Annotated in this window: 10 protein-coding genes; 7 read left to right on the top strand and 3 right to left on the bottom strand. The window is 62.6% G+C overall.

The genetic code is table 11. The annotated features are described in order from the left end of the window. Positions 1-135 precede the first annotated feature (135 nt). The 3 genes from ACT3S3_RS14920 to ACT3S3_RS14910 all read left to right on the top strand — a co-directional run bounded on the left by ACT3S3_RS14920 (position 136) and on the right by ACT3S3_RS14910 (position 5,228). A complete protein-coding gene (locus tag ACT3S3_RS14920) occupies positions 136-534 on the top strand; it encodes a (deoxy)nucleoside triphosphate pyrophosphohydrolase (protein WP_444615013.1) in 399 nt (132 codons plus the stop codon). After that, positions 531-3,416 carry a DEAD/DEAH box helicase gene (locus tag ACT3S3_RS14915; protein ID WP_444615014.1) on the top strand — a complete coding sequence of 962 codons (2,886 nt, stop codon included), beginning with the start codon at positions 531-533 and terminating at the stop codon, positions 3,414-3,416. Before ACT3S3_RS14920 ends, ACT3S3_RS14915 begins: the two co-directional genes overlap by 4 nt. 375 nt (positions 3,417-3,791) lie before the next feature. After that, a complete protein-coding gene (locus ACT3S3_RS14910; protein WP_444615015.1) occupies positions 3,792-5,228 on the top strand; it encodes a lamin tail domain-containing protein in 1,437 nt (478 codons plus the stop codon). Between the two features lie 63 nt (positions 5,229-5,291). On the opposite strand, the gene ACT3S3_RS14905 is transcribed toward ACT3S3_RS14910, so the two are convergent. The 3 genes from ACT3S3_RS14905 to ACT3S3_RS14895 all read right to left on the bottom strand — a co-directional run bounded on the left by ACT3S3_RS14905 (position 5,292) and on the right by ACT3S3_RS14895 (position 8,691). Further along, a complete protein-coding gene (locus tag ACT3S3_RS14905) occupies positions 5,292-6,230 on the bottom strand; it encodes a LysR substrate-binding domain-containing protein (RefSeq protein ID WP_444626996.1) in 939 nt (312 codons plus the stop codon). Between the two features lie 9 nt (positions 6,231-6,239). Further along, the gene (locus ACT3S3_RS14900; protein ID WP_301442393.1) at positions 6,240-7,634 is read right to left on the bottom strand and encodes an MFS transporter; all 1,395 of its coding nucleotides are present in this window, start codon (positions 7,632-7,634) and stop codon (positions 6,240-6,242) included. 148 nt (positions 7,635-7,782) lie between these two features. Then, complete coding sequence (locus tag ACT3S3_RS14895) at positions 7,783-8,691, bottom strand: LysR family transcriptional regulator (RefSeq protein ID WP_301442394.1); 909 nt, start codon at positions 8,689-8,691, stop codon at positions 7,783-7,785. Between the two features lie 124 nt (positions 8,692-8,815). Between ACT3S3_RS14895 and ACT3S3_RS14890 the strand changes: the two genes are divergently transcribed. The 4 genes from ACT3S3_RS14890 to ACT3S3_RS14875 are packed head-to-tail and all read left to right on the top strand — an operon-like array spanning position 8,816 to position 12,367. Further along, positions 8,816-10,129: a flavin-containing monooxygenase gene (locus ACT3S3_RS14890; RefSeq protein WP_301442395.1), complete on the top strand. Its 1,314-nt coding sequence runs from the start codon at positions 8,816-8,818 to the stop codon at positions 10,127-10,129. Beyond that, complete coding sequence (locus tag ACT3S3_RS14885) at positions 10,126-10,530, top strand: RidA family protein (protein WP_301442396.1); 405 nt, start codon at positions 10,126-10,128, stop codon at positions 10,528-10,530. Before ACT3S3_RS14890 ends, ACT3S3_RS14885 begins: the two co-directional genes overlap by 4 nt. Next, positions 10,531-11,199, top strand: a complete 669-nt coding sequence (locus tag ACT3S3_RS14880; RefSeq protein WP_301442397.1) for a DUF1028 domain-containing protein — start codon at positions 10,531-10,533, stop codon at positions 11,197-11,199. It begins immediately after the preceding gene. Continuing rightward, positions 11,192-12,367, top strand: a complete 1,176-nt coding sequence (locus tag ACT3S3_RS14875) for a M20 family metallopeptidase (protein ID WP_444626995.1) — start codon at positions 11,192-11,194, stop codon at positions 12,365-12,367. The genes ACT3S3_RS14880 and ACT3S3_RS14875 overlap by 8 nt, the downstream gene beginning before the upstream one ends. The last annotated feature ends 170 nt before the right edge of the window (positions 12,368-12,537 follow it).

The following is a 12,537-nucleotide window of genomic DNA, read 5'->3' as shown; positions in this document are numbered from 1 at the left end:
CATGGGACGGCTCCTAGGGGTTGTCGGGGAGGGAGGGCAGCGGCTCAAGAGTATCCACCACCTGTCCGTAGGGGTTGCTAGGCTGAGGCCAGCTAAGAATCGATCATGCTGGAAGCCTCACGATCAGGAGTACGTGTGAAGAAGAGGATCAACGTCGTCGGGGCCGTGCTGACGGACGGGACGAAGGTACTGGCAGCTCAGCGTGGTGAGGGGATGTCACTGGCCGGTATGTGGGAATTCCCCGGGGGGAAGATCGAGGCAGGGGAGACGCCTCAAGAAGCGCTCCGCCGGGAACTCGAAGAAGAGCTTCTTTGCTCGGCAGATATCGGGGACGAAGTTGAGACCACCGAGCATGAGTATGACTTCGGGATCGTCATCCTGACGACCTTCTTCGGCACGATTGTTGGTCGAGAGCCCACCCTCACTGAGCATTCGGAAGTCCGCTGGGTGGAAGCGGCACACCTCGGTGAGCTTCCCTGGGCGCCAGCCGACATCCCCGCCGTCGACCGCGTGATCGCGCACCTCGCATCATGATGTTCGAGCGCACCCCGGTAGGTGCAGGTACGGCTCACGGTTTCCTCGACCGCGCAGTCGACTCCGAGCAGCTCTTTCACCCCAACCTCATTGCCAATCGCGGCGGCAACACGATGGTGCGTGCGATTGAAGAGGAACTGAAGCGGTCAGAGCGCTTCGATTTCTCCGTCGCTTTCATCACCCCAGGAGCGCTCGGACTTCTGAAGCAGGCTCTGCGGGACTTCTCTGGCACCGCTCGGATCGTGACGTCCACCTACCTGGATTTCAACGAGCCGGATATGTTCCGTGAGCTGTTGAACCTGGACAACGTGGAGGTCCTAGTCCATCCCGGAACCGATGGCGGTTTTCACGCGAAGGGCTACGTGTTCACTCAGGCGGACACGCTGTCGGCGATCATCGGTAGCTCGAATCTCACCCGTAATGCGTTGATCCGGAATCAGGAGTGGAACCTCCGGTTCTCGGCGCTTCCCGAGGGAGACATCACTTATCAGCTCTGTGCGGCGATCGAGGAGCAGCGGGCGGCCTCTTTCGCGCTCACTAGTGACTGGATTGATGAGTACGAACGCACGAGGCAACCGCGTGCGACTCCGATCATGGCAGAGGCGATCGAAGCAGGTGAGGTCCCTACCGGGCGTATCATCGCGAACTCCATGCAGAAGGAGGCGTTGGCAGAGATCCGAGCGGTCCGCGAACTGGGTGAGTCCAGGGCACTCGTCATCTCGGCGACTGGAACGGGCAAGACAATCTTGGCTGCACTCGCCGCCCGGGAAATGTCCCCGCAGCGGATCCTCTTCATCGTCCACAGGGAGCAGATCCTGGATAAGGCGATCGCTGAGTTCACGCGTGTCCTCGAGTGGGGGGAGGGGGAGGTCGGGCGCGTTGTTGGCAGCGTCAAGGACATCGACAAGACCCACGCCTTTGCCATGGTGCAGACGTTGTCGAAGCCTGGTTTCCTGGAGTCAATCCCGCGTGACGCCTTCGACCTGGTGATCATCGATGAAGTTCATCGGGCCGGTGCAGCTAGCTACGAACGAGTCATCGAGCACTTTGAGCCGAAGTTCCTGCTTGGTCTTACCGCGACCCCCGAGCGCACAGACGACTTCAACGTGTTCGAGCTCTTCGACCATAACGTTCCCTACGAGATCCGCCTGCAGGAAGCACTCGAAGCGGACATGCTCGCACCATTCGACTACTACGGTGTCACCGAGTACATCGATGATGCCGGCGCGCTGCAGGATGAAACCTCGCGCCTGAGCAAGCTCGTCGCCCCGGACCGAGTCGAGTACATCCTGGACATGCTGCGGACCTATGGTTTCCCGACTGAGGTGAAGGGATTGATGTTCTGTAGCAGTAAGAAGGAAGCCCACGAGCTGTCCGATCTGCTGAACCAAGAGTCACTGAACGGTCGGCGATTACGAACTCTGGCGCTCACAGGGGAATCTTCCGGGGTGGAGCGCGAGCTGGCGATGATGGCGCTAGAAAACGGGGAGCTCGACTATATCCTCACCCGCGATATCTTCAACGAAGGCATCGACATCCCCGCGGTGAATCAAGTCGTGATGTTGCGAAACACCGAGTCGAGCATCATCTTCACTCAGCAACTTGGGCGAGGCCTGCGCAAGAGTCCGGGGAAGGATCACCTGCGGGTGATCGACTTCATCGGAAACTACAAGAACAACTTTCTCATTCCTATCGCCTTGTTCGGTGATAGTAGTCTTAACAAGGATACGATCAAGGAGAAGCTGATCCGCGCCCAGGCGGCTGGGTCAATAGCCGGAGTATCAAGCGTAAATTTCGACGAGATCTCACGAAAGCGGGTCCTCGAGTCTCTCGCGAAATCCTCGCTGGATAGCATTCACAACCTTAAGTCTGCGGTGCGGGCCTTGCGTAATCGGATCGGTCGAACGCCGATGCTCATGGACTTCGCGCATTATGGGACTGTTGACCCGGTCGTGCTGGCAACCAAGAAGAAGAGTTACTGGACTCTGCTGGCAGGATTCGAGAAGGAGATTCCTTCGCCGTCCCGGGATGAAGAAGCCTTCCTGTCGCTTCTGGATAATGAGTTGCTCAACGGAAAGCGTCCACATGAACTGCTGCTGATTCAGGAACTGCTGCGGCAGCGCACGATAACCAGGGACTCCTACACGCAGATCCTTGTTGGCCAGGGGTGCGTGGCTGATGATGCAACAATCTCTTCGGTGGAGCGTATTCTCACCCTCGCCTTCTTTACGAACGAGGAGGTGAAGAAGTACGGGCCGAGCCCCGTGATCGACCATGTTGAGGGGAACTATCGACTGACACCGGATTTTCAGAGGCTGTACGACGGTAGCCAGCGCTTCGCTGATCATGTCGATGATGCGGTCGAAGCCGGTCTCTTTCTTTCCCGGCATGCCGAATCTTGGCGGGGTGCGCTCGTTGAAGGTCACCAGTACACGCGCAAGGATGTGTGCCGAATGCTTAATTTTGAGACCAATCAGTACAGCACGCTCTACGGATACAAGACTGACAGTTTCTCGAACAGCTGCCCTATCTTCATCACCTACGAAAAATCCGAGGATATTTCAGCAACCACTCGGTACGAAGATGGCTTCGACGATGAGTCGGCGATCAACTGGTTCACGAAGAGTCGCACCTCGTTGCAAAGCAAGCGGGAGAACGACATCGCGAACAATATCTACCCACTCCATGTCTTCGTGAAGAAGGATGACGTCGAAGGTTCTGACTTCTTCTACCTCGGGGAGGCTCACGCCCGAGATGCCCACGACACGCACATCCCGGATAAAAACGGCAAGGATGTCTCCATCGTCAACATGAAGCTGGACCTCGGGACTCCCGTCGACCCGGCACTGTACGGCTACTTGACTGCGCCCCTGGCTCGCTAGCCGCAGGGGTCTCGCGGCCCCGCCGTTACTTCAACTCTTCGTATGCGTCCCGAAGGACCTCTGATGCGGGAGCATCCCGCCAGACCCGGTGAGTCGAGATGTTGTTGTAGGCGGTCTGTAGATCAGTGGTGCGCAGCAGCATCTCGCCTCGCAGTGCATCCCTTGCATCACTGACCCACTCCGTCCGGTCCTCTGCGTTGAGCTCGTACATTGCATCCTCGATTCGTAGTGGCGCTTGGTTCCGTCACTCTATCGCCGGCCACGGACATGGAATTGCGCCCGTTCGAACCCCGGAACCCTCCACCCGCCACCTGACAGCTCCTGTTCACCTGCAGTCCGGGTTACGTCAACCTCCGGACTCTATCGTCGCTCCCCGTGAAGCCTCCCTACCGTAGAGCGGCCCTGGCCGTCGTCCCCGCCCTGATGCTCGCCCCACTGCCCGTCGCCTGCGCGGCGGACTCCGACGCGGGTTCCGGCTCGGGCATCACGTCCAGCATCACCCCGGTGCCCACCGACGGCACCGGCGGCAGCGGCGACACCGAATCCACCATCGTGATCAACGAGGTGGAGTCCGACGGCGACTCCGAGGGCGACTGGGTCGAACTCGCCAACACCGACCCCAACAACGCCGTCGACGTCGCCGGCTGGACCATCATCGACGACGATGACTCCCACGACCCCATCGTCCTGCCCGAGGACACCGAGATCGAGTCCGGCGGCTACCTCGTCGTCTTCACCGACGACTCCTTCGGCCTCGGTGGAACCGATTCCGTGACCCTCTCCGACGCGTCAGGCACACTCATCGACGAGACCAGCTGGTCCGGCCACGCCGACACCAGCTGGGGCCGCGTCCCCGACATGACCGGCGACTTCACCACCACCGGCGAAGCCACCAAGGGCCTGCGCAACGTCGCCTCGGACGAGACCGACGGCGCCCAGTCGGACACCGACCCGTGGCCCTTCGACCCGCAGGACGTCGCCCCGGTCACCCTGACCGACGATGACGACGGCGAGTTCACCGAGGACTTCACCGGCGAGGACATGTCCGGTGTCGACTTCGGCGCCGACAGCACCGCCTACGTGGTCAACAACGACGAGGGTGTCCTCTACGTCCTCACCCCGCAGGAGGGCAACAGCTACCACGTGGACGCCCGTCACCAGCTGCGATACCCGGACGGCGCGGGCATGCCGGACGCCGAGGGCGTCACCGTCGGCGCGGACGGGGCGGTCTACGTCGCCACCGAACGCGACAACTCCGACGACACCAAGAACACCTCACGCCCCTCCGTCCTGCGTTACGAGGTGGGGGAGGAGGACGCGGACGACGCGGACGACGAGGACGCCGAGCTCACCGCGACCGACGAGTGGAACCTCGCCGAGTTCACCGGCGACGTCGAGGCGAACGGCGGGCTGGAGACCATCGCCTGGATCTCCGACTCCCTCTTCGCCGTCGGCGTGGAGGACACCGGCGAGGTCCTCTTCGTGACCCTGGACGCCGGTCAGGACGCCATCCTCGAGCAGCGCTACGACTCGCCCTTCGACGGGGTGATGGCCAGCGACTACGACGCCGACGCCGGCGAGCTGACCATCCTGTGCGACGAGGCCTGCAACGGCGAGTCCCAGGTCCTCGTGGCCGGTGACGGTGAGAAGTTCTCTCCGAAGGACGACAGTATCAGCGCCCGGCCCGCCGGCACCGACAACCTGGCCAACGAGGGTTACGCCCGGTACGTCGGGCCGGACGGCACCGAACGCTTCCTCTGGGCCGACGACGGCGCCACCGACGGTGTCGGCCTGCGCGGCGCGGTGGGCTGAGCGGGAGAGACCGCGCGGCGACAAGGTCCGCATGATGCAGGGGCTGGTCGAATTATGACAAGTTCAGCAATCATGCCCGTCGTTGGGGTAACGGACAGGATAGGTGAGGATGCTCCTAGCGGCGTCCACGAACGCCTTTGTCCGTTCGGTCACCCGGGAAGCGGTAGGAACTAGCGAGACCACGTCCAGCGGGCCGTGGTCACACGACAGTTCAGCAGGTTTGTAGGAGATGCCTTCGTAGCTGACAGGGTGGAGGGTCCTCTGGGTGAGGAGCGAATACCCGAGCCCGCGTGCGACAAGGCCTCGGATGACTTCGAAGTCCCCAGTGCGATAGCTGACCCGTGGTTCCACACCTTCACTACGGAACAGAGACAGGAAGTATTGGTCCGCCGGCTCGAGGTCGAAGAGGATCAGCGGATCCGGTGCGAGGTCGGCGAGTGCCACCGGGCCTGTTCCCGTCAGGGCATGGTCTTCGGGGAGGAGGACGTAAGGGGGGAAAGTGCCGAGGGGGAGCAGTGTTCCCCGGTCAGGAAGGTCGTCCTTGAACGGGTAGTCGTACACGACGAGCAAGTCGTAGCGCCCCTGGGCGAACCCTTCGAGCAGTTCGCTGCGGGACCCTTCGGTGAACCGGATGGTCAGCTCGGGGTACTGATCAGCGAACTCGGCAATGATCCTCGGTAACAGGAGCGGGGCGATGGTGGAGTAGCAGCCGACAGTCAGTGTGCCCGAGACGGCGGTGCCGAGGGACGTCGCATTGACCTCGAGGTCTTCCGCGTCCCGAAGCAGGGCACGGGCCCTGCCAAGTACGGAGCGCCCTTCTCCGGTGAGGGACAGTCCACGGGCATGGCGGGTGAAAAGCCGGACGCCGAGAGAGCTCTCCAGCTCAGTGACGGTGGTCGACACTGCGGACGCGGAGAGATACAGCCGTTGAGCAGCGGCGGTGATGCTGCCTGTGTCGGCGACGGTGACGAAGTAGTCAAGCTGGCGGAGAGTGATGTTCACCGTTACACGCTACCGCGTCGGAGCGACTCGACCTTCAGCGTTCCGCGCATTGTCTTCAGCGGGAGCAGTGACATCGGCGGGGGTGACTTCCTTGTCGGCGATGAAGCCGATGCCCTTCGTCTCCGGAATCGTGGAGACGGTCACCAGGCCGATCAGTGCGACGACCATCAGCGTGAAGGCCGGGATCATGATGTTGCCTGTCCAGTCGATCAACCAGGTGTTGAGGTAGGGCAGTGTACCTGCGAAGAATGCGCCGGCGATGCTGTACGCCATTGACAGTCCGGACTGCCGTGTCCGGGTCGGGAACAGTTCGGCAACGGTGGAGGCGTGGGTACCGAGGATGAGAGCGAGAATGGCGGAGAGAACGAATGTCGCACCGAAACCGGCGACGGACGTTCCCTGGTTCATCCAGAGGAACACTGGCCATGCGAGCACGAGCAGAAGCACGCCGGCGGAGAACAAGACAGGCTTGCGGCCCCAACGATCCGATGCCTTACCTGAAAGCGGAATGATCAGCGCTGCGGTCAAGGAAGCTATCACCGACAGTCGCGCGGCGGTTCCCGCGTCGAATCCGACAGTGTCCTCCTGGTAGGTGAGCAGGTAGGTCAGCACGACGTAGAAGGTGCAGTTCATGAAGATCTCGATACCGATCGTCTGGAAGAACTGCTTCTTGTTATATTTGAAGACTTCCTTGATTGGCGCAGTCGGCACTTCCTCGGCTTCTTCGAGTGCGCGGTAGTCCGGGGTGTCTTCGATCTTCGTGCGGATGTAGTAGCCGACGATGGCCATCGGAACGGTCATGAGGAAGGGGATACGCCATGCCCAGTCCGTAATCGTCTGGTCTTCGAACACGGCGAAGAGAATAGCTACGACACCCGAGGCCAGCAGGAACCCCATGACGGATCCGAATTCGATCCAGGAGCAGTTGAAGCCCCGCTTCGAGGGCTTCGAGTACTCGGCGAGGAACGATGCGGCTGACCCGAACTCGCCACCGGCCGCGATCCCCTGGACGATGCGACCGAGGATCAGCAGCACCGGGGCCCACACCCCGATCGAGTCGTAGGACGGAGTGAGGCCGAGCATCAGCGTTCCGATCGCCATCAGAATAATGACCAGGGAAAGCGTCTTCTTTCGCCCCAGAGTGTCACCAAGGTGGCCGAAGATCACGGAGCCTACTGGGCGGAAGAAGAAGGCGATGGCGAAGACACCGAAGACGGCCAACAGGCCGGTGGCCCCGCCGGACTCCGGGAAGAACACATCGGAAATGGTGGTGGCCAGGTAGGCATACACGGCCCAGTCGAACCAGTGCACCAGGACACCGACTGAGCCGGCGACGACGCTTCTGCGCAGAGTTCTCTCGTCTATGTCGTGGGGGTCTTGGACAGTTGTCGTGGCACCGGGCATGAGGTCCTCCTCGAAAGTGGTCCGGACAATTCCTGTTCGTCCGACTTCTTGGAGGACAATGCTAATACCCTCGGACTGTGTTGGCTATCACAATAAACCGAACGAGGTTTCGGATAATATGAAGACACATTCCGGAAACAATGAATATCTATTCTTGCAACAGGGCATTACGGCATGCCTTGAGAAACTCCTGCCCCTTCGTGGACAGAGGCTCGCCGGAGCGGTAGGCGACACCGGTCTGCAGGTGAGAGCGTACGCCGGCGATGGGCAGGCGGGTTAGGCAACGCCCGTCGTTGGTGAGGTCGTGTGACGGGCGCTGGTTCAGGATCGTATAGCCGTGGCCTCGGGCCACCATGGAGCGGACCACCTCCATCGACTCGAACTTCTGGTGGATCACCGGTCTTAGGTGTGCGTCCCGGAAGAGGGACAGGAAGTAGTTCGTGGATTTGTCCATGTCCAGCAGGATCAGGGGGAGGCGGGAAAGTTCACTGAGGCTCACGGATTGGCGTTGTGCCAACGGGTCGTCCGCTGCGACGGCGGCGTAGATAGGTGCTTCGGTAATTCGCTCGAAGTCGATGTCCCGCCCGTAGTCGAAGTCGTAAGTCAGCGCCACCTCAATCTCTCGTCGCTGCAGCAGGGAAATCACCTTGTCGGCGGTGACTTCGCGAAGTTCGCAGGTCAGATCGGGTGATGAGGCATGCAGTTGTTCGAGTACCTCGGGGAGCCAGTAGGGTGCCAGAGTCGTGAAGCAGCCCGCGGCGAGGGTGCCGGTGAGCTTTCCGGGAGAAAGGGTTCCTACCGCGTCATCTACGGATTCCAAGACGCGGACTACTGCCGAGTGGAACGCCCTGCCCTGCTCCGTGAGGACCACGCCCTTGGATCTCCGACGTATGAAGAGCGTCGCGTCGAGGGACTTCTCGAGCTGGTGCATGGCTGTACTCACCCCAGACTGGGCAACAAAGAGCTCGTCTGCTGCGGCGGTTATGGATCCGAGTTCGGCGACCCGTCTGAAGTAGCGCAGCTGGGTGAGGGTGAGAGAATCGCGGGTCTTGGGCATCGTTGCCCCTTTTCGCTGGATGCGGACAGGTGATCTGTAACGTAACTGTAAATCACGCAAGGTGATGCAGAATATCATTAAACCATGGTTGCTATATCTCCTGCCGCTGCGGAGACTGAATTTCATGACAGCCACCGAAACCACCGAAGTTGTCGTCATCGGCGCCGGACAGTCGGGCATCGCGACAAGTGAGCATCTCACCACCGCGGGTATCCCGCACATCGTCCTCGAGCGTGACCGGATCGCCGAAAAGTGGCGTACCGGGCGCTGGGATTCGTTGTGTGCCAACGGGCCCGCCTGGCACGACCGGTTTCCGAATCTCACCTTCGACGAATCCGTCCCGTCGGGTGCCGAGCCGGTCAGCGGAGAGGCGTTCGCCCACCATGACCGTGTCGCGCAGTACTTCGAGGACTATGCCGCGATGATCGGCTCACCCGTGCGCAGCGGTGTAGAGGTCGTCTCGGTGTCCAAGCGTGTCAGGGATAACGGCTACATCGTCACCTGCGCCGACGGTGCGACAATTGCCGCCGACCACGTCGTGTCAGCGACGGGGCCGTTCCAGGTCCCGGTGATCCCTCCGGTGATCTCCCAGGATGTCGCCGATACCTGTGGCATCACCCAGATCCACTCCGCGGACTACGACAACCCGCAGGATTTGCCGGACGGGGGCGTGCTCGTCGTTGGTGCCGGGTCATCCGGCCTGCAGATTGCCGTGGAACTGAACAAGGCGGGACGGGACGTCACCCTCGCCGTCGGTGCCCATGACCGGCCACCGCGCCGCTACCGGGGCCGTGACAACGTCTGGTGGCTCGGTGTCCTCGGTAAATGGGACATGGCAGCTCCGCCGGTCGGTGCCGAACACGTCACCATCGCTGTCACTGGCGCCGACGGCGGTCACACCGTCGATTTCCGTGACCTCGCCGCTGACGGCATCCACCTCGTTGGACGCGCGGAGACTTGTGACGACGACGGCACGCTGCACTTCCGTGATGATCTCGGCGACCACATCCACGCCGGTGACCGGAACCTGCTCGGCCTCTTCGCCGAAGCGGATGCTTACATCGAGGCCAACGGACTTGACCTGCCGGAGGAACCCGAGGCCTGGGTCCTCGGGCCCGATCCCGAGGATGTCACCGACCCGGTGCTCAGCCTCGGCCTGGCGTCGTCCGGCGTCCGTACCGTGGTGTGGGCCACTGGTTACGGTGTCGACTACTCCTGGCTGAACGTCGACGGCGTTACCGACGACCGGGGACGCCCAGTCCACCAGCGCGGGGTGAGCCCCGCCAACGGCGTGTACTTCGTCGGCCTGCCTTGGCTGTCGCGCCGCGGCTCCAGCTTTATCTGGGGTTGCTGGCATGACGCGAAGTACGTCGTCGACGAGATCATGATCCAGCGCGGCTACGCCGCCTACACCCCCGAGAAGGAGACCTCCCGATGAAACACACTCGCATCCGTCCGTTCAATACGAAGGACACCTACCCTGAGCAAGACCTGGACAATGACCTGTGCCAGGCAGTCGTCGCCGGAGGAGTGGTGTACCTGCGCGGACAGATCGGTCAGGACCTCGACACCCGCGAGAGCGTCGGCGTCGGCGACGTCGAGGCCCAGGCCGAAAAGGCGATGGCCAACATCGCCATGCTCATGGATGAGGCTGGTGGCGGTCTCGAGGACATCGTCAAGGTCACCGTGTACCTCACCGACATTCGCTTCCGGGAAACGGTCTACCGGGTGATGGGTCGTTGGTTGAAGGGCGTCCACCCTGTTTCCACCGGCCTGGTGGTCGATGCCCTGGCGCGCCCCGAGTGGCTCGTCGAGATCGACGCGACGGCGGTGCTGTAGATGACCTTCTCCATCATCGCCCGGGACGCCGACGGTGCCCTCGGCATGGCAGTGTCCTCGTCGTCCCCGGCCGTCGCTGCCCGGTGCCTGCACCTGCGAGGCGGTGTCGGCGTGGTCGCTTCCCAGAACATCACCGATCCGCGGTTCGGGGCCTACCTGCTCGATCTGCTGGCCGAAGGCCTGAGTCCGACGGACGCCGTGGCACGGCTGCGTGAGGACGACAACACTCTCGACTACCGCCAGATCAGCGTTCTGGCCCCCACCGGAATTGGGACCGCCCGCTCCGGGCAATACACGCTGGGGACGCACGCCTCGTCCGTCGGCAACGACGCCGTCGTCGCCGGCAACATGCTCGCCGGCACTGGTGTGCCCGATGCCATGCTCGCCGAATTCGGCGACGCCGACGGTGACCTGGAGACGCGGTTGCTCGCCGCGATGCAGGCCGGCCTACGCGCCGGGGGAGAGGCCGGGCCGGTTCACTCCGCCGGACTTGCCGTGGTCCGCGATGCCGGTTGGGCAGAGACTGACCTGCGCGTTGACTGGTCTGAGGATCCGCTCGGCGACTTGGCGTCACTGCTGGAGACCTGGCTGCCGCAGCGGGACGACTACGTGACCCGCGGAAAGGATCCGGCTTCCTCGCCCGCCTATGGGGTGCCCGGCGATGAGTGATGGAGCGAAACCCAAGGATGCGCTGAAGTCGGCGTTGCGGGACGCAGTTGCGGTTGCACAGCCCGACCTGGTGGCGTTGTCCGAGTGGTTGCACGCCCACCCGGAAACCGCCTGGCAGGAGCATGACTCAGCGGCACGGTGCGCGTCCTTCCTGCGTGATCGTGGCTTCGACGTGACAGAGAAGTTCGTTGACCTTCCGACGGCCTTCCGTGCCACTTACGGCACTGGGGAGTTCCGCCTCGCCCTGATGGCGGAGTACGACGCTCTGCCGAACATCGGGCACGCCTGTGGACACAATCTCATAGCCGCGATGTCCCTCGGTGCCGCAGTCGCGCTGGCTTCGGTGGCGGATGAGCTTGGCATCACCGTGGAGGTATTCGGCACCCCGGCGGAGGAAGGCGGAGGCGGCAAGATCGAGATGCTCGATCGCGGAGCATTCGACGGCCTCGACTTCGCAATGATGGTGCACCCCGCTCCAGTGGACGTGGTCCGCGCCCGCCCCTTCGCCGTAGAACACTGGGATGTCACCTACACCGGGCAGGCGGCGCATGCGGCGTCCTACCCGACCGAGGGCGTGAACGCCGCCGATGCCTTCACCGTCGCCGAAGTCGGCATTGCCCTGTTGCGCCAGCAACTGCCGTCCAGCGTGCGGGTGCACGGCATTGTCACCCACGGAGGCGATGCCCCCAACGCGATTCCTGGGCGGACGCGCGGTCGGTGGTACGTTCGTGCCAACGACATGCAGCTGCTCAAGGAAACCGGTGAAAAGGTCAAACGCTGCTTCGAGGCCGGGGCCCTGGCCACCGGATGTGAGGTGGAGATCCGGGATGAGTCCAAGCCCTACTCTGACTTCCGCACAGCCGACCGCGCACTGAGGTTCTACGAGTCCAACGCCCTTGCGCTCGGCCGGGAGCTGCACCGCGAAGGTGAGGGGCCGGAGGCTGACATGTGTCGGGCGTCGACGGATATGGCGAACGTGTCCTGGGCCGTGCCCGCGATCCACCCGTACATCGGTGTGGGTTCCTACCCGGTGCTGAACCATCAGGCACCGTTCGCCGATGCGTGTGTGGGGTCGGTCGCCGAACAGACCCTGTCTGACGGGGCTGTCGGGCTGGCGTGGACGGCGGCGGACGTGGTGAGGGACGCCGTTCGTCCTGCGGTTGGCTGACCGTCACTCGGAGTTGATTCGGCCAGGGCAATAGAACCAAGGACGACTCCCGTCCCTCCGTCCTACGTCTGGAACTCGGAGACCTCGACGAGTTCGCCCCCGACGGTGTCGGCCTGCGCGGCGCGGTGGGCTGAGGGGGAGAAAACTACCGCCGGCCGCGTCGCCCACCC

Source organism: Corynebacterium sp. AOP40-4SA-5 (assembly GCF_052377355.1).
Classification (GTDB): domain Bacteria; phylum Actinomycetota; class Actinomycetes; order Mycobacteriales; family Mycobacteriaceae; genus Corynebacterium.
Note: the sequence above shows the minus strand (reverse complement) of the source record. Positions and strands in the feature narration are given on the sequence as shown.